19 protein-coding genes and 1 riboswitch are annotated in these 19,986 nt (G+C 58.3%); of the genes, 7 read left to right on the forward strand and 12 right to left on the reverse strand.

Features of this window, described 5'->3' with window-relative positions:
* Positions 1–106: 106 nt before the first annotated feature.
* A complete protein-coding gene (locus tag H146_RS0116190; RefSeq protein WP_019952933.1) occupies positions 107–958 on the reverse strand; it encodes a UDP-2,3-diacylglucosamine diphosphatase in 852 nt (283 codons plus the stop codon).
* A 244-nt stretch (positions 959–1,202) separates the two neighbouring features.
* Between H146_RS0116190 and H146_RS0116195 the strand changes: the two genes are divergently transcribed.
* The 7 genes from H146_RS0116195 to H146_RS0116225 all read left to right on the forward strand — a co-directional run bounded on the left by H146_RS0116195 (position 1,203) and on the right by H146_RS0116225 (position 7,413).
* Positions 1,203–2,330, forward strand: coding sequence for a glycerol dehydrogenase (locus tag H146_RS0116195; RefSeq protein ID WP_019952934.1), 1,128 nt, complete (start codon positions 1,203–1,205; stop codon positions 2,328–2,330).
* 453 nt (positions 2,331–2,783) lie between these two features.
* Positions 2,784–3,437 (forward strand): response regulator transcription factor, encoded by a 654-nt coding sequence (locus tag H146_RS19685; protein ID WP_083920912.1) that lies wholly within the window; start codon positions 2,784–2,786, stop codon positions 3,435–3,437.
* A 590-nt stretch (positions 3,438–4,027) separates the two neighbouring features.
* Positions 4,028–4,549: a CsgE family curli-type amyloid fiber assembly protein gene (locus tag H146_RS0116205; RefSeq protein WP_019952936.1), complete on the forward strand. Its 522-nt coding sequence runs from the start codon at positions 4,028–4,030 to the stop codon at positions 4,547–4,549.
* The gene (locus tag H146_RS0116210; RefSeq protein ID WP_019952937.1) at positions 4,546–4,965 is read left to right on the forward strand and encodes a curli assembly protein CsgF; all 420 of its coding nucleotides are present in this window, start codon (positions 4,546–4,548) and stop codon (positions 4,963–4,965) included. The genes H146_RS0116205 and H146_RS0116210 overlap by 4 nt, the downstream gene beginning before the upstream one ends.
* A 33-nt stretch (positions 4,966–4,998) precedes the next feature.
* The gene (locus H146_RS0116215; protein WP_019952938.1) at positions 4,999–5,829 is read left to right on the forward strand and encodes a CsgG/HfaB family protein; all 831 of its coding nucleotides are present in this window, start codon (positions 4,999–5,001) and stop codon (positions 5,827–5,829) included.
* Between the two features lie 281 nt (positions 5,830–6,110).
* Positions 6,111–6,659, forward strand: a complete 549-nt coding sequence (locus H146_RS21515) for a hypothetical protein (protein ID WP_156826868.1) — start codon at positions 6,111–6,113, stop codon at positions 6,657–6,659.
* 82 nt (positions 6,660–6,741) lie between these two features.
* On the forward strand, positions 6,742–7,413 hold the full coding sequence (locus tag H146_RS0116225; RefSeq protein WP_019952939.1) for a hypothetical protein: 672 nt from the start codon (positions 6,742–6,744) through the stop codon (positions 7,411–7,413).
* A 131-nt stretch (positions 7,414–7,544) separates the two neighbouring features.
* Here the strand turns inward: H146_RS0116225 and H146_RS0116230 are convergent, their stop codons facing one another.
* The 11 genes from H146_RS0116230 to H146_RS0116280 all read right to left on the reverse strand — a co-directional run.
* The gene (locus H146_RS0116230) at positions 7,545–7,910 is read right to left on the reverse strand and encodes a hypothetical protein (protein ID WP_019952940.1); all 366 of its coding nucleotides are present in this window, start codon (positions 7,908–7,910) and stop codon (positions 7,545–7,547) included.
* Between the two features lie 305 nt (positions 7,911–8,215).
* Positions 8,216–9,619, reverse strand: coding sequence for an adenosylhomocysteinase (gene ahcY, locus H146_RS0116235; RefSeq protein WP_019952941.1), 1,404 nt, complete (start codon positions 9,617–9,619; stop codon positions 8,216–8,218).
* Positions 9,620–9,632: 13 nt separating this feature from the next.
* Positions 9,633–9,713, reverse strand: a riboswitch (S-adenosyl-L-homocysteine riboswitch).
* 81 nt (positions 9,714–9,794) lie between these two features.
* Positions 9,795–11,054 carry a cation:proton antiporter gene (locus H146_RS0116240; protein ID WP_019952942.1) on the reverse strand — a complete coding sequence of 420 codons (1,260 nt, stop codon included), beginning with the start codon at positions 11,052–11,054 and terminating at the stop codon, positions 9,795–9,797.
* A 115-nt stretch (positions 11,055–11,169) separates the two neighbouring features.
* On the reverse strand, positions 11,170–12,390 hold the full coding sequence (metK, locus tag H146_RS0116245) for a methionine adenosyltransferase (RefSeq protein ID WP_019952943.1): 1,221 nt from the start codon (positions 12,388–12,390) through the stop codon (positions 11,170–11,172).
* Between the two features lie 444 nt (positions 12,391–12,834).
* A complete protein-coding gene (locus H146_RS0116250) occupies positions 12,835–13,950 on the reverse strand; it encodes an erythritol/L-threitol dehydrogenase (RefSeq protein ID WP_019952944.1) in 1,116 nt (371 codons plus the stop codon).
* A 14-nt stretch (positions 13,951–13,964) separates the two neighbouring features.
* Positions 13,965–14,927: a D-ribose ABC transporter substrate-binding protein gene (locus H146_RS0116255; protein WP_019952945.1), complete on the reverse strand. Its 963-nt coding sequence runs from the start codon at positions 14,925–14,927 to the stop codon at positions 13,965–13,967.
* A 17-nt stretch (positions 14,928–14,944) separates the two neighbouring features.
* Positions 14,945–16,069, reverse strand: a complete 1,125-nt coding sequence (locus H146_RS0116260) for an ABC transporter permease (RefSeq protein WP_019952946.1) — start codon at positions 16,067–16,069, stop codon at positions 14,945–14,947.
* Between the two features lie 32 nt (positions 16,070–16,101).
* A complete protein-coding gene (locus tag H146_RS0116265) occupies positions 16,102–17,661 on the reverse strand; it encodes a sugar ABC transporter ATP-binding protein (RefSeq protein WP_245558770.1) in 1,560 nt (519 codons plus the stop codon).
* Between the two features lie 7 nt (positions 17,662–17,668).
* The gene (locus tag H146_RS0116270) at positions 17,669–18,322 is read right to left on the reverse strand and encodes a DUF2291 family protein (RefSeq protein ID WP_026352060.1); all 654 of its coding nucleotides are present in this window, start codon (positions 18,320–18,322) and stop codon (positions 17,669–17,671) included.
* A 606-nt stretch (positions 18,323–18,928) separates the two neighbouring features.
* Positions 18,929–19,552: a sugar-binding transcriptional regulator gene (locus H146_RS19690; RefSeq protein ID WP_245558771.1), complete on the reverse strand. Its 624-nt coding sequence runs from the start codon at positions 19,550–19,552 to the stop codon at positions 18,929–18,931.
* A gap of 14 nt (positions 19,553–19,566) precedes the next feature.
* A partial coding sequence (locus H146_RS0116280; RefSeq protein WP_019952950.1) for an ISAs1 family transposase occupies positions 19,567–19,986 on the reverse strand: 420 nt, incomplete at its 5' end.

Below are 19,986 nucleotides of genomic sequence, written 5' to 3' on the forward strand. Positions count from 1 at the left end.
CGCTTGTCACCGGATTCTCCGGGATAAAAGCATGCTGCCAGTATCGCCAGAAAATACAGTAGTCACGCGCCGTTACAACGGAGGCCACATAAGCCTGAGCCAGGAATCAGCCGCGCTCCTCGCCGCCTGGCTCCTCGGCATCAGCCAGCCAGCTCTCCATCTCCGTCTTTTCGCGTTCGCCCGAAGGGGGTTGCGGGTCATCCACCAGGGTGGTGTTGGTCCAGTCCACCAGACGCAACCGGCCGTCAAACTCCTCGACCAGCGCTGTGCAGTTCTCCACCCAGTCGCCATCGTTGCAATACACCACCCCCTCGCTGAGCCCGAACCAGGGAATATGGATGTGCCCTCCCACATAGCCGTCGACGCCCTCACGGTGCGCACGCTCAAGCGCCGAGCGGCGAAAGGCATCGGCAAACTGTTTGACACTGGTCGAGCGGCGCTTGAGCGCCGCCGACAGCGACCAGTAGGGCCGCCCCAGCCTGCGGCGCGCGTGCACGGTCCAGCGGTTGGCGCGGCGCATGCTGTGCAGCGCGATCTCCCCGACGACCAGCTTCCACTTCGGCGCCTTGTAGTGGCCGTCGAACTCATCGCCGTGGCTGATCAACAGGCGGCGGCCATCACGGGTTACATGCACAGCGTCGCGCATGACCTCGACACTACGGAACCGCTCGCCGCAGAAGGTGCGCATGGCGGCATCGTGATTGCCGGGAATATAGATCACCTCGCAACCGGTGCGAGCGAGGCGCAACACGTGGCGCAGCAGCCGCTGCTGCTGGCCATCGAACACCGAGATAGCACGTCTTTTCATCACGATGAGGTCAAAGACGTCACCCACCAGATAGAGACGTTCGGGGCGCACCCGACGCAACAGGTGCAGCAGCAGCTCCGCCTGGGCATCCGGAGTGCCCAGATGCAGGTCGGATATGAACAGGGTGCGCACATTGGGCCGCTGGGCCATCGACTCCTCCCAAACTCTCGACAAAAAGGCTGCAGGGCCACTAACTATAGGAAACAGGCGTTGCGGACTACAGGAAGCCTGTATTATCCCGTTATTGACCGGCAGCGTCACTCCGGTCACGGCCGCTATGCCTCATGTCAAACAATTATCGACGTAACGGCTGTCGACGTCGAATTGTCGCAGCCAGGCGAAGTACCCAAGGGGGTAAACTGACCTTTCACCCATGCCATAAGTGGAGAGCGTCATGTCTACACTTTCCGACAAGGTCTTTATCAGCCCCGCCCGCTACGTTCAGGGTGCCAACGCCGTCGAGCGTGCCGGCCACTATATTGCCGCCCTCGGCGGTCGAGCACTGATCATCGCCGACGATCTGGTCTGGAAGATGGCCGGCGAGCAGCTGGCACAGAGTCTCGAAAGTGAAGGTGTCGAATTCGAGCGTGCAGTATTCGAGGGCGAAGCCTCCCGTCGCGAGATCGACCGCCTGGTCGAGCGCGGACAGCAGCAGCAGACAAAGGTAGTGATCGGTTTCGGCGGAGGCAAGGCGATCGACACTGCCAAGGCCGTCGCCGATCCGCTGCTGGCGGCCTGCGCCATACTGCCGACCACCGCCTCCACCGACGCCCCCACCAGCGCCCTGTCGGTGATCTATAGCGACGAAGGCGAGTTCGACAGCTACCGCTTCTACAATCGCAACCCCGACCTGGTACTGGTGGATACCGCCATTATCTGCAAGGCACCGCCGCGCTTTCTCGCCTCCGGCATCGCCGATGCACTGGCCACCTGGGTCGAGGCGCGCGGTGTCATTCGCGCCGATGCCAGCAACATGGCCGGCGGTCGCGCCACCCTGCTGGGCAGGGCGATCGGCGAGAAGTGCGAAGAGGTCCTGTTCGAACACGCCCTGCTGGCCTGGCAGGCCAACCAGGCGCAGATCGTCACTCCCTCCTTCGAGGCGGTGGTAGAGGCCAACACTCTGCTCAGCGGGCTGGGCTTCGAAAGCGGTGGACTGGCGGCGGCCCACGCCATCCACAACGGCTTTACCGCCCTGCACGGCGAAATTCATGATCTGACCCATGGCGAAAAGGTGGCCTATGGCACAGTCGCGCAACTGATTCTCGACCAGACGCCTCAGGCCGAGCTGGAAAAGTATCTGGCACTTTACGTGGCGCTGGGACTACCGATCACGCTGAAGGCCCTCAAGCTCGATCAAGCCAGCGAGGAGGATCTTTACCGGGTCGCCGAAGCAGCCCTCAAGGAGGGGGAGTCCAGCCACAATCTCGCCTATGAGCTGACCCCGCAACAAATAGTGCACGCCCTCCGTGCCGTCGATGCACACGCCAGGGCCTTCATGGACAAGGCCATCTCGAGAGAGTGAAAAGAACGGAGTGAACACCTGCCCGGTTCTCGTCGCCAGCACCCCGGAAACCGGGCAGGAACACAGCCGACAGGTCCGCCAGAGCCCTATACCCCTTGGACGTCCTTTCGCGCCTCTCTCTTGCCCCCTTCGCCGCATGTAGAAGCTGGATCGGTCTGTCCACGACCACCCCGTCTCGGCGCCCCGCTAACAGCGCTTGTTTCAACCCTTCGCCGGCCTTTGCCCCACAGCGCTACCCAAAATGCACTCCCGAGTACGATGGCCGAGCCGTTTTGTAACGCCCTGTTGTGAAAAAGCCGATGCGTTCTTTGCGGCGCTCGGGGGCGTAAATTTAAAAAAATTATTAGACCAATAGCTTATATGCAACAACTTTGTTTCATTTCGTTATGCGATATTACCCGATAGCATCAATGGCTATGGCAGGAATTTCGTTTCCCGGAAAGGTCAGTAATTATGTCTCAAAAATCTCACCTCCATGCCCTGCTTCTGGTAACCCATAGCGGTTCACCTGCCGCCGGGATTTTGCAGACACTTCACAAGGATATTGCCTGTAAGCTGCTGATAGCCTCACCGCACGATCACCGGTCAGTGCAGCCTATCCTTGCCGATATACTGCTGTTCGATAACGACGCCATGACGCTGGAAACCATGCAGCAATGGCAGCCTATGGTTTCAGAAATTACCCGTCAGGCCATACTCAATGTTGTCAATAGTCCATCCGGACTGATTGGCGACTATCTTCTCGACATGCCGATCGAAGGGATTTTTTATCGCAACGACAGCAAGGATATCCTGTGTCAGGGTATCAACACCCTGCTGGCTGGAAATATGTGGATTTCCCGAGAACTCTCGGCACGTCTTCTTTCCCGCATGGATCCGCAACAAAAGCGCCATGAACTCAGAGATTGCGACCTAAGCAGACGCGAGCAGGAAGTGGCTGAACTAATGATCATGGGGGCGTCCAATAGAGAAATCTCCGAACGCCTTTTTGTCAGCCTGCATACAGTAAAATCCCATCTGCACAACATATTTCGCAAGATAAACGTCGGCAATCGTCGCCAGGCGCTGAACCACCTGCGCAACAGCATCAGCCGGTTACCCCGATAGCACCCTGTACCGGCGGTTGCCAAAGATATCAAAAGATATACATCCTTTCCGCCACTAGAGTGGCGATTATTTCTCCTGAAACCCACGATACAGGAGGCAGCCTTTCGGCTATGCAGCCGAGCTTCAATGTCAATGTGACTACTCCAGAAAAGCGTTAAAAGCTTACCGGGGTCGGTTCTTTGGGATCTCAATAAATGAGTAGAACATTGAGATTTCGAAAAAAGCCGCATGATCCATAAAACAGACTTTCATGAGGATTTCTTATGGCAACAAAATGCGAAACATCCGCAACCGATCGAAGCATGAATTACGCTCCAGGCAATAAATATGAGGCAACTAATACTTCAAATCCATCCAGAAGCTGATACAACTCTGGCTTCGGCTATCCAAGAATGACGCCACAGCGATGCTCCCTGTGCGATACTTTCAGACGTCCTTTTGTCAGCCTTTACACGATCGCTTACGTTGACATGCCCAGCTCCGCAGGATAGATGTCGATATGCGTACCCGAACGCCAAATTTCAGTCAGCCAATGCAGGATCAGAACTGCTGCAGTAACAGCCTTATGATTCCCGAGGTAGAGAATCGTTATGTTTTTTCCTTTTCAACGTCAGCTTGTGGCAGGCCTTGCGCTTGCGGCGGTTACAACAATAACACCGCTTCGTGCTGAAGAGAGTGGCAGCAGCGTCCTTCCCGAAAACGAGCGCCAGGCTATCGACAACATTAACCGCCTTGAGGGTGAAGATGGCGCTGGTCTCGACCGCCACCTGTTCGGTAACAGCGTGCTGACCGGCGTGCTGGTAGACCGCACCGTCTCAAGAGCAGGCAAGAGCTTTTACCGCACTTTCAGTCAGATCGCCTTTGGCAACCCGATCATCGGCGGCGCCACACTGACCATCGTGGAGCGGCCGGATGCACTTCGCGGCGGTCTTTTATGGGTCGCCGAAGGCAATCATGTCTATTTCCGCACCCGTCTTTCGCCACGAGTCAACGAAGCCAACGAGGTGGCACGACAGGCCGTCGACATCGTGCAGAAGGCGATTCTGGAACGCCGTGTCAGCGCCGCCTTTTCTTCAAATCCTGATCTTGGCAGGGAGGAACTTCAGCCATGAATGGAAAACGCAACACCTTCATTGGCGCGCTACTTGGCGGCGCTCTCACCATAGCCGGAAGCGTCCAGGCCGGTGACCTGGTCTACCGTCCCATCAATCCCACCTTCGGTGGCGATCCTCTGGCGGGTAACTACCTGCTCAACAAGGCGCAGGCACAGGACAATAACAAGGATCCCGACGCGCCGGGCAGACAGAGTTTCAGTGCTACCGACCGGCTGGTTCAGAGTCTGCAAAGCCGCCTGATCTCTCAGCTCCTGGGCGATATCAGTACCGGTAAAATCAGCGAGGGAAGCTTTGAAAGCACCGACTTCAGCGTCACGATCCAGGAGCAAAACGATCTTATCAATCTGCGTATCACGGACAAGACAACCGGTGACGTCACTGATATCCAGGTGGGCGGTCTTTTCAACCCCTGACGTTAATTAGAACATCAATAAGAGAGATCGCTCATGAAAGTTGTTGCAGCACTTCTTCTGGCCACGACACTCAGCGGCTGCGCCAGTATGGTGGCCCAGCCCACCGATCTGGCGGGCACCGAACCTACGCTGACGCCGCGCAGTGCCACCTACCGGGACCTGATATCGCTACCGCCGCCGTCAGGGCGCATTTTCGTATCGGTCTATGATTTTCTCGACCAGACCGGTCAGTACCGTCCGGCGCCGGCCAGCACCTTCTCTACGGCCGTCACCCAGGGGGCCGCGGCGATGCTCACCGGTGCGCTGGCGGACTCCGGCTGGTTCGTGCCGCTGGAGCGTGTAGGGCTACAGAACCTGCTGACCGAGCGACGTATTATTCGCGCTGAAAGCGAACGGCTGGGCCAGCCCGATACGCTACCTTCCCTGCGCTCTGCCTCGGTGCTGCTGGAAGGGGGCATTATCGCCTACGATACCAACCTGCGAACCGGCGGGCTGGGCGCTGCCTATTTCGGTATCAGCAGTTCCGGTCAATATCAGGTCGACCAGGTAACGGTCAACCTGCGCGCGGTCGAGATCTCTACCGGCGAAGTTCTCGAAAATGTGACCACCACCAAAACCATCTATTCACAGGAAGTGCGCGCCGGCGTTTTCCGCTTCATCGAGTTTCGTCGTCTGCTGGAAGCCGAGGCGGGTTATACTACCAACGAGCCGGTGCAAATGGCGGTCATGTCGGCTATCGAGTCGGCGGTTATTCACCTCATTGCGCGTGGTATCAAGGATAACCTGTGGAACATGCAGCCCGGAACCGATATCAAGGATACCATTCTTGATGAGTATCTTGAGCTTCCAGAGGTCAGCTCCTGACATCCCCGGAGCGCCTTGATCACTCACTGCAGCACCTAAAATATTTCATTTATTGTTGACACACAAATGTCATATAGCGCATAAAAAAGCGGCTCCATCAGGAGCCGCTTTTTTTATACTTTAAAAATCTCAACCCGCGCAAACTATTAACCTCTCTCCAGGCCATGAGAATGGTCTTTCTCATACTCAAAATCCATCCAACGACCGATACCACACAGCGCCTCGTCTATTCAGAATGGCCTCCATAAAGAGATAAGCCCAAGTGACGGACGGTAGAAGTGATGCAAGAATCGACCGGGAATTCAAGCAGGATATCAGAGAAAAGAGCGTCAGTTTTTTCAACGCTCGCAGCTCTCGTGATGACCTCGCTGCTATCGCTTCAATGTTCGTCAACTCTGGCCAGTGATGATGGCATTCTGCCGGCAAGAATCGAGCAATTCAGTATGCCCTCTGCCAGCCATTCCACACCCGGCAGGAACGCTATTATTGCGCAAATCGGTAGCGGTAATAGTGCGGAAATAGTGCAATCGGCTTCGTCACGCTATCAACAAAACGCTGTAATTTATCAGCGTGGCAATAACAACCGGGCTGGCATTTATCAGTATGACACTGAAGCCACTGCCACAATTACCCAAATAGGTAACGGGCATTCAGCTAAAATTTTCCAGCGCGACGAAAATGCTATAGCAGCGGCCAATGCCGACATTAAACAGTATGGCAGCAACAGTAACGTCAATGTTTTGCAGTCCGATAGTGGCCAGAACGTTCAGGTAGCGCAATATGCCTGGTCAGGCAATGCCCTTCCGGTCACCATCACAACCTATCGGTAAACCAACCGATACCGGTAGCCAGGCCGGAGAATGCAGCAATCGAAGTAAAACCACTCGCAATCGATCTTCAAGGAGTTACAGCATGAAAATGAAACTGACCGCCATCGCCGCCGCTGTTGCCATGTCGGCTTCTTTCTCGGTCCTGGCCGCAGGTAACGATGCAGGTGTTTATCAGGATGGCCAGAACGCTCAGGCCGATCTGACGCAGAATGGCCAGAGTAACAAAGGCCGCATCGATCAGATTGCCGGTAACTCGGGCGGCCTTGCCACTCTCGAGCAGTCCGGTGAAGCCAACGAAGGCTATATTTATCAGGTGGGCATCGAGAATCAGGCCTATATCACCCAGCAGGCTTCCGATAACGATGCCATCGTCTATCAGGGGGAAGGTAACGGCAGCGTTGGCGCTATCGATCAGTCCGGTGGCAGCAACAACTACGCAACGGTCACTCAGTATAACGACTTCAACGAAGCCGGTATCATTCAGGTCGGCTCCGACAACGCAGGTAGTATCATGCAGGCCGAGGACAACAACTACGCCGGTCTGTGGCAGCTTGGTGACGGCAACGACGCCAGTATCGCCCAGATCAGTGCGGGTTACCAGGCAGAAGGTAACTTCGCCGAAGTGACTCAGACCGGGTATAGTCAGCAGGCTACTGTAACCCAGACCTCCGCACTCTACGACGCCGCCAATACCGCCTACGTCAATCAGAGCGGCTTTGGCAATACTGCCAACGTTGCGCAGAACGCTTACTGAAGCAGCCCATGAGCCAGCGATTAGCCGGCTCATGCCGATAAGCTGATCGAAAAAACCTCGCCCCGCTATAGCGGGGCGAAGTTTTTTACACGGTGCTTTCAGGCCCGCCATGCTGGTAGGCCTCTTGTCTTTCAGCGTACACTCAGGTTAAGCCGGCTGCCCTCGCCACCGGTCGATGAGTGAGAACGATTGCCGCCCTTTTCGACATCGAGTTGCAAACGCCCGGCATCAAGCAGCGTAATACTGGCCTGGAGTGCAACGCCCTCAAAATGGCGCTTCAGTGGCACGCTACTCTGCTCTTCAACGATGCGATGGCTACCGTCCGGGGCGACAATGTCCCAACGAGCTGTAAAACGTGTATCCGGGGTTCCCGTCACGCTGACATCGATCTCAGAGGCGCTCTGCGCGCCGCCGGCCTGGGATGCCATCATTACTGATGCCATCACGGCACCACCCAATACAGCACGGCGCCGCCGCTCTTTGCCGAATTTTTTCATCGTTGCCCTCCGCCAACCCGCCGGCACCATCGCCGGCTTTGAACCGTTATGAGCACGCCCGTTCTTCGCAAATATCTTTAACAGAGGCCTCGCACGACGGCACAAAAACTATCGCGCGTGGCGCACTTTTGCCATTATCACTGGCCTCAACACTGGTATCAAACCATTCCTGCGGAGTTCGATTTGCACCTTCAACATGAAGGCCAACAATCGTCTCGGAGGGCTGAAAACGAGTCGAGCCGCCCCTTCGGACGGCTCGATGCGAGCGCAATCGCGCGTCATCTGACGCCTTCGCTATCGAAGACTCAGTAGCGGTAGGCGTCAGGCTTGTAGGGCCCTTCCTGCGGCACACCGATATAATCGGCCTGCTTCGCGGTCATCCTGGTCAGGGTGCCACCAAAGCCCTCGACCATATAACGCGCCACCTCTTCGTCGAGCTGCTTGGGCAGCACCTCGACCGTTACCGCCGGGCGTTCATCGACCGGGATATCGGCGAAGCGACGCTGGTAAAGGTGAATCTGTGCCAGCACCTGGTCGGCGAAAGAGCCGTCCATCACCCGTGACGGATGGCCGGTGGCGTTGCCCAGATTGACCAGCCGTCCTTCGGAGAGCAGCAGCAGATAATCGTCGCTGGCAGGGTCGAAGCTGCCGGGCGCGCCATCGCGGTAGATCTTGTGAACCTGCGGCTTGACCTCTTCCCAGCCCCAGTGCTTGCGCATCCAGGCAGTATCGATCTCGTTGTCGAAGTGGCCGATGTTGCACACCACCGCGCCCTTCTTGAGCGCTGCCAACATGCCGGCGTCACAGACGTTGATGTTACCGGTGGTGGTCACCAGCACATCGATACGACCCAGAAGCGCTTTATCGATGCTGTTGCCGGACTCGTCATTGACGCCATCGACGTAGGGGGACACCACCTCGAAGCCATCCATGCAGGCCTGCATGGCGCAGATCGGGTCGATCTCGGTGACTTTGACGATCATTCCCTCATTGCGCAGGCCGGCAGCGGAGCCCTTGCCCACGTCGCCATAGCCGATCACCAGCGCCTGCTTGCCGGAGAGCAGATGATCGAGGCCGCGCTTGATCGCGTCCGAAAGTGAGTGGCGGCAGCCGTACTTGTTGTCGTTTTTCGACTTGGTGACCGAATCGTTGACGTTGATGGCCGGCACGCGCAGGCTGCCCTTGCGCATCATCTCGACCAGCCGGTGCACGCCAGTGGTAGTCTCTTCGCTGATGCCGTGGATAGCCTCCAGCAGCTCGGGATGCTGATCGTGCAGCATCAGGGTCAGATCGCCGCCATCGTCGAGCACCATATTGGGGCGCCATCCTTCTGGCCCTTCGATGGTCTGCTCGATGCACCACCAGAACTCTTCTTCGGTTTCGCCCTTCCAGGCGAACACCGGAATATCGGCAGCGGCGATAGCCGCAGCGGCCTGGTCCTGGGTGGAGAAGATGTTGCAGGAGGACCAGCGCACGCTGGCCCCCAGTTCGATCAGGGTCTCGATCAGTACCGCTGTCTGAATCGTCATGTGAATGCAGCCGGCAATGCGGGCGCCCGCCAGCGGCTGTTCATCGCGATACTTGGCGCGAATCTTCATCAGCGCCGGCATCTCGGTTTCAGCAATGCGGATTTCGCGACGGCCCCAGTCGGCGAGGCCGATATCCGCGACCCGATAGTCCTGATTAACGGCGTTTTCGGCAGTAGCCATATTTACTCCTGACAGAGAAAGGGCGCCGTTGAATCGGAATATCCCGTCCGAGCCTCGCAAAGGATGTCCCTTTGCTGCAGCGCCCCTCGGAGGGAGTTGTCTCAGACAGATGTCAAATGATGCGATTATAGCGGGATGTCCGGCACTCGGGTCAACGAAGGAGAAGAGGTCTCATTCAGGGCGATTTTGTGCGCTTGTCCTTATCCAGCAGGTGACGCACCACCCGGCCAATGCTCAACCCCTGCACCAGAATCGAAAACAGCACCACGATATAGGTGATCATCACGATCGGCTCGCGCCAATCGGTTTGCGGCAGCCCCAGCGCCAGTGCCACCGAGATACCGCCGCGCAGCCCGCCCCAGGTAAGCACCCGGGTGGTTCCGCGACGAAAGCCCAGCCAGCGCCGCAGCAGGGTCAGCGGCACCCCGATGGTGGCCAGCCGAGTGACCAGCATGATCGCGATCAGCGGCAGTGCTACCCACAGATAGTTGAGCTGAAAGGGAATCAGCAGCAGCTCGAGTCCGATCAGCACAAACAGCACGGCATTGAGGATCTCGTCGATCAGTTCCCAGAAGCCATCGACGTAGGTGCGTGTATTGTGCGACATCGCCCCCGAACGGGCCATATTGCCGATGATCAGGCCGGCCACCACCATGGCGATCGGCCCCGACAGATGCAGCTGCGAGGCCAGCGCGTAGCCGCCTACTACCAGCGCCAGTGACAACAGCACCTCGACCTGGTGCTGGTCGATCGACTTCATCAGCGCGTAGACCAGCGCGCCGATTGCCACACCCAGCACAATGCCTCCCCCGGCCTCCTGCAGAAAAAGCATCCCCACATGGCCTGCCGTCAGCGCATCACCAGCGGTCGCCGCGCCCAGCAGGGTCGAAAACACCACCACCGCCACGCCGTCATTGAACAGCGACTCGCCGACGATTCGAATCTCCATGTCATCGGGAGCGCCGGCGCTGCGCATGATGCCCAGCACCGCGATGGGATCGGTAGGCGCCAGTAGCGCGCCCATCACCAGACACCACAGCCAGGGGATGTCGGTACCCAGCGCGGCGAACAGCCACCAGGCGGCCGTTCCCACCACCAGCGTGGAGATCATCACACCACAGGTTGCCAACAGACCGATCGACCAGCGGTAGCGCCTGAGCTGTGCCAGATCGACATGCAGCGCGCCGGCAAACAGCAGAAAGGAGAGCATGCCATCCATCAACAGGGCGTTGAAATTGACCTGCTCGAGCCAGTAGCGGGCATGGTCGGTGACGTCGGCAAAGCCGGCGTGATTGAGTCCGATCAGGACCAGCGACATCACCAGCGCAATCACCATCACGCCGATGGTGGCAGGCAGACGGATGAAGCGGTGATTGAACCAGGAGAACAGCGCCGTAATAGTGATAAACAGCGCCGCCAGGTTGAGCAGAGGCATGGGCAGGCATCCTTGCCGCAGGAAGTCATGATGCCCAAGCATAGCGCACAACAACCATCGACCCGAATCGGCACTGCCAAAGGAAGGGCCCGCATGGCGCGGGCCCGGTGGGTCATTACAGGCCGGCTGACGACTTCAGCGCTTCGGCGCGATCGGTTTTCTCCCAGGGAAAAGCAGTGAAGGTCTCGACCTGCTCTTCGCCGTTGACGTCCCGCCAGCGATAGCTGTGCTCGAAGGGCTCACGGCCGAAATGGCCGTAGGAGGCGGTCAGCTGATACATCGGATGCAGCAGATCGAGCATGCGGGTGATGGCGTAGGGGCGCAGATCGAAATGCTCGCGTACCAGCTCGACGATTTTATCGTCATCGATGCGGCCGGTGCCGAAGGTATTGACCGATACCGAAGTGGGCTGCGCCACGCCGATCGCGTAGGAGATCTGAATCTCGCACTTGTCGGCCAGCCCGGCGGCGACCACATTTTTGGCCACGTAACGTCCTGCATAGGCGGCGCTTCTGTCCACCTTGGAGGGATCCTTGCCGGAGAAGGCACCGCCGCCGTGGCGTGCCATGCCGCCATAGGTATCGACGATGATCTTGCGTCCGGTCAGGCCGCAGTCACCCACCGGCCCGCCAATCACGAACTTGCCGGTCGGGTTGATGTGAAAGCGGGTCGAATCGGTGATCCACTCCGCCGGCAGCACATCGCGGATGATCAGCTCTTCGACGGCGTGGCGCAGTTCCTCCTGCGAAATAGTATCGTCGTGCTGGGTGGAAAGCACCACCGCGTCCACCGCCACCGGCTTGCCGTCGTCACCATAGCGGAAGGTGACCTGACTCTTGGCGTCGGGGCGCAGCCAGGAGAGAGTGCCGTTGCGGCGCAGCTCCGACTGACGCTCCACCAGCCGGTGCGAGTAGTGGATCGGCGCCGGCATGTAGCTGGGCGTTTCGTTGGTGGCGTAGCCGAACATCAGCCCCTGGTCGCCGGCGCCCTGGTCTTCCGGCTTGCTGCGATCCACCCCCTGGGCGATATCCACGCTCTGCTTGCCGATCAGATTGAGCACGCCACAGGTGGCGCCGTCGAAACCCACCTCTGAAGAGGTATAACCGATATCCGAAATGACCCGGCGTACCAGCTCCTCGAGATCGACCCAGGCACTGGTGGTGATCTCGCCGGCGACGATCGCCACCCCCGTCTTGACCAGGGTTTCGCAGGCCACGCGGGCCTGGCGGTCGCGGGCGATCAGGGCGTCGAGCACGGCATCCGAGATCTGATCGGCGATCTTGTCCGGATGGCCCTCGGAGACCGATTCGGAAGTGAACAGGGAATATTCGCTCATGACAACTTTCGATCCTTATTTGGCGCTCGGGCTTGAAACAGAAGGCATCTCGGGAACGGACGTCATTTTACAGCATCGGCGTTTCGCGCCGCGCAAGCCCCACGGGAAGCGACATCGAAAGAAAAGTTTACACGCTGTCATGCAAACTGCCTAACACCCCAAAATGCAAGAGTTTCATATTGATATGACGTTTTACTCATACCGACACCTGCCCTTCCCCCGCACACCTGAACATGTCTCAACGGGGCGTAAAGTGCTGATTGGTCAGCGTCGCCGCTTCAACTCGACCACTCCCCAAACCCCTGCTTGCGTGCCTCGCGGCAATAACAAAGCGGGTCCGTTTCGGACGCTTTTACAGCAACCGAAACGGACCCGGCGTTTTCAAGGTTTATGAGGTAGCAGCAAGCCATGGCACAGGCATCCGACCTGCTGCACGGGTGGTTCTCAGGGAATCAGCACGATCTTGAGCGACTTCGCACCGCTCTGCATCAGCTCGAAGCCCTCTTCGAACTTCTCCAGCGGTAGCTTGTGGGTCACGACACCCTCGGTGGGAAAGCTACCGTCGGCGATTCCGTTGATCACTAGTGGATAGCAGTAAGGACCAAGATGAGAGCCCAGCACATCCAGCTCCTTGCGATCGGAAATGATGCTCCAGTCGACGCTGACGGGATCCTTGAATACGCTGAACTCGACAAAACGACCCAGCTTGCGAATCATCGACAGGCCCTGCTCGACCGATTTGGGATGTCCGGTCGCCTCGATGTAAACATCGCAGCCATAACCCTCCGTCATCTCCTTGATGATCGAAACCACGTCGTCACGCTTCGGGTTGAGGGTCATATCCGCGCCGAATTTTTTTGCCAGCTCGAGCCGGTCATCGAACAGGTCAAGAACGATCAGCTTCTCGGCTCCGGCCTTTTTGGCCGCGCCCACCATGCCGAGTCCAAGGGTACCGGCACCGGAGAGTACGACGACGTCGCCCAGCTCGATCCGGGCACGCTGCACGGCATGTAGCGAACAGGCGTAGGGTTCGATCAGAATCGCCTGTTCCAGCGTCAGCTCCTCCGGCACATGATAGTTGATGGCCTCTTTGGTGAACTTCATGTACTCGGCCATGCCGCCATTCACGTTATTCTGAAAGCCATAGAGATCGTGCTTTTCACACATCCAGTACTGGCCGCGATTGCAAAAACGACAGTTCCAGCACGGTACGATCTGTTCCGAGATCACTCTATCGCCGGGTTTGAAGTCTTCCACCGCAGCGCCGACCTCCACCACCCGGCCGAGAAACTCATGGCCGGGAATCATCGGTGCCTTGATGTAGGGCGGCTGATATTCGTCGCCCCAGAAGCTGGGTGCGCCATCAAAAGACTTGATATCACCAGCGCAGATACCGCAGCCCTCGACCCTGACCAGAATTTCATGGTCGTTTTCCAGCCGGGGAACCGGCACCTCTTCATAGCGATAGTCACCGGGACCGTAGGCGACTACGGCATTCATGGTCTTCGGAATGTCGCCAGCAGCGGCATCGGAAGTCTGTTTGGCCGTCATATCAGACATGAAAATCTCCGGATTTACTGTTCCAGCACGAAGGGGGCGACGTACTGATCAACGTTATCAGGCGTGATCAGCATGGCATCGAAAAGCTGCTTTTCGCTTTCGATATCGAGATTACCGGTACTGATCAGCTCATCCGCCATGCGGACAGCGCGCTCCGAAAAGATCGCAACCGGCTGTAGTACGGTGTAGGCCAACTCTCCGGCGCGGATCGCATCCACCGCATCCGGTGAGCCGTCGAAGCCGCCCACGACCACGTCATCCAGCTTGTTGTTCTGCTTGAGCGCGGCGATCGCGCCCAGCGCCATCTCATCGTTACCGCTGATCACACCCTGAATGTTCGGATGCGCCTGCAGCATACTCTGCATCTTGTTGTAGCCCTGGGTGCGGTCCCAGTTGGCAACGTCCACCGCAACCCGCTCGAGATCGGGATACTGACTCAGCACCGTTTCATAGCCGTTTGAGCGGGTAGCGGCATTGTTATCTGACGGTGAGCCCTTAAGCTCGGCATACTGCCCCTCGCCGTTCATTATTTGCGCCCACTGCTGAGCGCCCAGCGCCGCGCCCTGAGCGTTGTTGGACACCAGCTGCGCCTTCGCCAGCCCCTGTTGATTGATCTCGGCATTGACGATAAAGACCGGGACACCGGCATTGACCGCCTTGCGTACCGCTCCGATCGAGCCGTCGGCGTTGGCCGGGTCGAGGATGATCGCCCTGGCCTGGTTGGTGATGGCCGTATCGACCTGGTTGCTCTCGGTGTTGGTGTCGCCATTGTGAGAGCTGACATTGGCGCGATAGCCCAGCTCCTCGGCCGTTTCACGGGCAATCTTGCCTTCAGTAAACCAATAAGGGTTGGAGGTATCGTTGACGATAACCGAAATCAGCCCCTTGTCCTGTGACTGCGCCAGCGCACTGCCGGCAACCAGGGCGCTGCCTGCCACAAGGGCCGCGATCAATAAACGTTTTGCCGTTTTATGCATGATGAGATCTCTCTGTTTCAGGGACTGGATGTCGCCGGTTTCCCGGCACGCTGATTCGTCTTCGCATTGGCCGGATTGGAATGCGGCGACGAAGAGGGAGTCGACGGCGAAGCGCGACGCTTGCGACCGCTGTACTGGATACTGTTGAGCAACACCGCCAGCACGATCACCGCACCGGTGAAAACGGTCTGCCAATAGGAGGAGACGCCGATAATGACCAGGCCATCGGAGAGAAAACCGATCACAAAGGCTCCCAGCAGCGTGCCTCGCACGGTGCCACGCCCCCCGGTCAGTGCGGCACCGCCGATCACCACCGCCGCGATAGCGGTCAGCTCATAGGTGGTACCCGCGGTAGGGCCGGCGGAAGTGAGCTGGGAAGAGAGCACCAGGCCGGCGATGGCAGCGCAAACACCCGACAACACATAGACCGAAATCTGTACGCGCTTGACGGGAACTCCGGAAAGCTCCGCCGCTCGCGCGTTACCACCGGTCCCGTAAATCCAGCGACCGAAAGGAGTACGCGCCAGCACCAGCATGCTGATAATGGCCACCGCGGCCAGAATCAGCACGCCCATCGGAACGCCAAAAAGTCGATTGAACCCAAGCCAGTCGAAACCGGTGTTGCCCAATGCCTCGCTACCGCTCAGATTGTTAAAGGTCAAACCATCGGTCATCAGCAGTGCGACGCCACGAGCGACATAGAGCATGCCCAGGGTGGCGACAAACGCCGGCACCTTGAACCATGCCACCAGCACACCGTTGATCAATCCTACGAAAGCGCCCAGCGCACAGGTCAGCACCGCCACCACCCACACGGGCGGATAGAGCGTGATGCCAAACATCTCGAAGGAGACACCCTGCATCAGAAAACCGGCGACCACACCGGCCAGGCCCAGCGTCGAGCCTACCGACAGATCGATTCCACCGGTGAGAATTACCAGCAGCATGCCGATCGAGAGAAGGCCAAAGATCGCCACGTGCGACGACATGGTCAAGAAGTTGCTGGTCGAGAAGTAGACCGGCGACAGCAACGAAAAGGTAATGATGATCGCGATCAGAGCGAAAAAGGCGCGCCCTTCAAGCAACAGACGACCGATATCGGGGCCGCCACGCGGTGTTGGCGCGGTTTGAGAGTCAGACATGTGTTTCTCCAGTCAGCGCGATATTAATCAGGTCATGCCGCCACGGACTCACCGGAAGCGGCCATAATCTCTTCCCTGGTCACTTCTCCGGCGGCGAATTCTGCCGCCACCCGCCCTCGGCTCATGACCAGAATTCGATGCGCAATACTCAGACATTCGCCGACTTCGGAGGTCGAAAAGATGACCGCCAGACCGCGCTCGGCAGCCCCTTCGGCCAGCAGACGAAATACCTCGGCCTTGGCGCCGATATCGATACCGCGGCTCGGCTCATCGAGCATCACGACGCGCGGATGGGTCGCCATCATCTTGCCGATGACCACCTTTTGTTGGTTACCACCGGAGAGAGAGCCGATCGTGGCGTCGGGACCATCGGTCTTGATGTGAACGTCGCGGATAGCTTCTGCGGTGACCTCACCCTCCCGCCGACTCGACGTAAAAAGCCCGCGGGTGAAAGCGCCAATGCTGGCCAGCGACAGATTGCGCCCCACCGTCATGGTCTGTACCAGACCATCGCGCTGCCGATCTTCAGGCACCAGCACCAGCCCCTGGCGAATGCGCTCAGCGATCGACAGCCCGGCTACTTCCCGCCCCTCGAGCACGACCTTCCCCTCGGCGAGAGCGACGCGACCGGCCACGCACTCCAGCAACTCGGTACGGCCGGCACCCATCAGGCCATAGATGCAGACGATTTCACCGGCGCGAACATCCAGCGAGAGGCGATCCACCACTCTGCGCCCGGGCACCTTGTCGTCATCCACACTGACCTCTTGCAGCGATAGCGCCACATCGCCCATTTCATGACCCCATGGTGGCGCCCCCAGATCGAAACCTTCACCCACCATATGACGCACGATCCATTCGAGATCGATCTCGTTGCGTCGCGCACGGGCGGTCATCACACCATCACGCAGTACCACGGCGTGATCGGTAATGGTCAGCGCCTCTTCCAGATGGTGAGAGATGTAGACAATGGAGACCCCTCGGCTCTTGAGATCTTCGATCACCCTGAACAGCACCTCCACCTCGGAGGCCGATAGTGCAGAAGTGGGCTCGTCCATAATCAGCACCCGGGCATCGACCGACAGCGCCCTGGCAATCTCCACGATCTGCTGCTGGCCCAGGCGCAGGTTCTCCACCGGCGTCAGCGGATCGATCAACTCGTCGAGCTCGACCATCAGCGCCTGCGTCTGGCGCGCCTGCTCGGCGTAGTCGATAGCGCCCATCGGGCCACGAATTTCGCGCCCCATGAAAATGTTGTCACGTACGCTGAGATTGGGCGCGAGACTCAACTCCTGATGGATGATCGAAATACCCAGCGCCTGGGCTTCGGTGGTGGACGAGAAACGAACCGGACGGCCTTCAAAGATGATCTCGCCGGAACTTGGCGTGATGACGCCCGACAGAATCTTCATCAGTGTCGACTTGCCGGCACCGTTTTCGCCGAAAAGCGTGGTGACCTGACCTCGATGAATATCGAAATCGACCGCTCTCAGCGCATGCACGTTGCCAAAGGATTTACCTATGTTGCGCGCCGAAAGCACGACCTCTTCCAGGCCGTTTTGAAACTTCACCTCTTCGCTCATGCTCGTCATGCTCCGATCACTCAACATTCATACTGACCGGCGTCACCAGCCAGTTGCGCGGATTGATCAACTTGAATACGCCGGTCACCTCCACCTGCCTGCCACTCAGGTTGGCAGTATCGATAGACCCCAGAAGCTCGGATTTCATGGCGTCATTGATGGCGGCACCAGCATCCTGATACTCGATCTGATTGGTGAACTGACCGAAGCTGATATCGCCGGTGGCGTCGCGCAATTCGGTGCCATTGATCGCCGGCCCCGTCTGTACCCGAATAGTGATATCGTCGGGCACACCCTCGACATCGACGGTGTAATTGCCGTTGCGACTCTCGCCCATGATGCCGGTAAAGGTGACAGGCACTACCGGACCGAAGCCCTCACCCACGCCGTATTGACTGCCCGCCGCGCTGGCGTCGGCCAGCACCGCCTCGGCCAGTTGCGGTGCCGGCACGGCGCGTTCGATAACGCTTTCGCGAATGATCGGAAACTGCTCGGCACCAAAGCGCTCGGCCACAAAACCCTCGGACTGCGCACTTTCCTCCGAGCCCATCGTCACCACATGGGTATCCAGCGCCATGGCACCGATCAAAACAACTGCTGCGGCGATGAGGATAACGCGAGCACGCTGGCGCTGTGGTTTTGATGTGCCCGCTATAGCCTGAGCATTCATGGCGCGAGTTCTCCTGATGATAGAGATTTCCAATCGGAGAGCTTTGCATCTGTTCAAGCATATGCTCTTCCTGCGTTCATATGATTGAAGAGCAGGCGACGATCAAAAACAATCGATATGGCACCAGGTGCATCTAAGACTTTCGGATTGATTTTTATAAACAGCTGTTTTGAATATTATTTTTTAATTTACCCACTCTCTTTGTGCGACCATGGTTGAACATCCGATATCCGAAACGAACTGAATTCTATGTTCAACATACGATCATTTGATCGAGGTGATATCCAATATACAGGAATAAACTTCACCATAGAGAAATGAGAGAGGAGGTGATTACCTTCAATAAAAGGCGACTTCTTTGCACCCAGGGATCACTGCAGGCCGTATCGATGAATGTCGATCGTTTCAGGCGTAGAAAAACAGTTTTATATCTGCGGGGAAGGGCACGATCAGAGGGTCATCAGGATCGACATGCACACCATTCGTGAGACAGGCAACGCTTGTCGACCATCACTGGCACATTATTTTCCATGCCACCATTTCAGAACCGTGCTGGATAACATCCGAACTGCTGAAGCCTGCACCAGGGCTACAATGCGGTCACCGCTACCCTGACCGTGTCGCCTCATCCAGATGCAAAATGGTGTGGGCATTGGTCGCACTCGTGGCCAGTACATCGATCACCCCGGTGCGTAGCGCGCCGAGAATGCCGGCAGCCTTGGTGCTCTCGCTGGCAATCGCGATGACTTCAGGGATGCGCGCCAGATCGGGAATGGTCAGGCCGATGACGCGCCCCTGCATGGGCGTTTGCGAGGGGCGCCCCTGAAGGTCGATAAAATCGTAGCCCATCATGTCACCCACCGTGCCGGAGAGGCGCGCCTCGGCGATCTCCTGGGGTGAAAACCAGCCCATGCGCACCATGTTGCTGTTCTCGGAGAGATCCCCCACGCCAATCATGGCGATATCAGCGCGGCGGGCGCGGTCGAGCGTCTGGCGCACGGTCGGGTTGGACAGCATGGCATCGCGAAGCTCGGGACTGTCGACCATGGCAGGCGCATAGAGCGTTTCGCTCTCGCCGCCGAAGCGCGCCGCCAGCCGGCGGCAGATGTGATCGGGGTTCATGTACTCGCCGGCGCGCAGCGAGCCGCCGATGGCGCAAATAAAGGCACACTGCCGGGCGCGACTGAAAAAGACATTGTCGGCAACGGTCCCCACACAGGGCGATCGCACGTAGCGATCCATTCTCATTCAAGCCCGAGGAGCTGGGCACGGTAATCATCCAATGTCGCCGCAAGGACTCGTTTGACCTTTAAACTGCCCTTGCGCTTTACCGGATTCAGCCGGATCAGGTTGAGGGTCAGGCGCTTGAGGATGGCCAGATTATGCGCCGCGTGGGCAGTCCGTGCTCGCATCTGGTCATCCGCAAAGGCCACATCCAGGCACCAGTGCACCCGGTTCTCGATGCCCCAGTGTTGGCGTACCGCCCCGGCCAGCCGCTCGGCATCGGGAGCCAGGCTGCTGATGTAGTACCGTCGTTCCCGCGTCACCCTGCCTTTCACCTCGCGCGTCGACTCGATGACTGCAAAGCAGCGCAGATCCGGCCAGCGCGTCGGATCAGGAAGGCATTCCAGTGCCTCGAAGACATGGCAGCGCCGCGTCTCCAG

This window comes from Kushneria aurantia DSM 21353 (assembly GCF_000382245.1).
GTDB lineage: Bacteria > Pseudomonadota > Gammaproteobacteria > Pseudomonadales > Halomonadaceae > Kushneria > Kushneria aurantia.

What these genes read in the sequence shown, in the direction of transcription:
- H146_RS0116190 (WP_019952933.1), bottom strand. Translation starts at nt 958, where the DNA reads ATGGCCCAGCGGCCCAATGTGCGCACCCTGTTCATATCCGACCTGCAT.
- H146_RS0116195 (WP_019952934.1), top strand. Translation starts at nt 1,203, where the DNA reads ATGTCTACACTTTCCGACAAGGTCTTTATCAGCCCCGCCCGCTACGTT.
- H146_RS19685 (WP_083920912.1), top strand. Translation starts at nt 2,784, where the DNA reads ATGTCTCAAAAATCTCACCTCCATGCCCTGCTTCTGGTAACCCATAGC.
- H146_RS0116205 (WP_019952936.1), top strand. Translation starts at nt 4,028, where the DNA reads ATGTTTTTTCCTTTTCAACGTCAGCTTGTGGCAGGCCTTGCGCTTGCG.
- H146_RS0116210 (WP_019952937.1), top strand. Translation starts at nt 4,546, where the DNA reads ATGAATGGAAAACGCAACACCTTCATTGGCGCGCTACTTGGCGGCGCT.
- H146_RS0116215 (WP_019952938.1), top strand. Translation starts at nt 4,999, where the DNA reads ATGAAAGTTGTTGCAGCACTTCTTCTGGCCACGACACTCAGCGGCTGC.
- H146_RS21515 (WP_156826868.1), top strand. Translation starts at nt 6,111, where the DNA reads ATGCAAGAATCGACCGGGAATTCAAGCAGGATATCAGAGAAAAGAGCG.
- H146_RS0116225 (WP_019952939.1), top strand. Translation starts at nt 6,742, where the DNA reads ATGAAAATGAAACTGACCGCCATCGCCGCCGCTGTTGCCATGTCGGCT.
- H146_RS0116230 (WP_019952940.1), bottom strand. Translation starts at nt 7,910, where the DNA reads ATGAAAAAATTCGGCAAAGAGCGGCGGCGCCGTGCTGTATTGGGTGGT.
- ahcY (WP_019952941.1), bottom strand. Translation starts at nt 9,619, where the DNA reads ATGGCTACTGCCGAAAACGCCGTTAATCAGGACTATCGGGTCGCGGAT.
- H146_RS0116240 (WP_019952942.1), bottom strand. Translation starts at nt 11,054, where the DNA reads ATGCCTCTGCTCAACCTGGCGGCGCTGTTTATCACTATTACGGCGCTG.
- metK (WP_019952943.1), bottom strand. Translation starts at nt 12,390, where the DNA reads ATGAGCGAATATTCCCTGTTCACTTCCGAATCGGTCTCCGAGGGCCAT.
- H146_RS0116250 (WP_019952944.1), bottom strand. Translation starts at nt 13,950, where the DNA reads ATGTCTGATATGACGGCCAAACAGACTTCCGATGCCGCTGCTGGCGAC.
- H146_RS0116255 (WP_019952945.1), bottom strand. Translation starts at nt 14,927, where the DNA reads ATGCATAAAACGGCAAAACGTTTATTGATCGCGGCCCTTGTGGCAGGC.
- H146_RS0116260 (WP_019952946.1), bottom strand. Translation starts at nt 16,069, where the DNA reads ATGTCTGACTCTCAAACCGCGCCAACACCGCGTGGCGGCCCCGATATC.
- H146_RS0116265 (WP_245558770.1), bottom strand. Translation starts at nt 17,661, where the DNA reads ATGACGAGCATGAGCGAAGAGGTGAAGTTTCAAAACGGCCTGGAAGAG.
- H146_RS0116270 (WP_026352060.1), bottom strand. Translation starts at nt 18,322, where the DNA reads ATGAATGCTCAGGCTATAGCGGGCACATCAAAACCACAGCGCCAGCGT.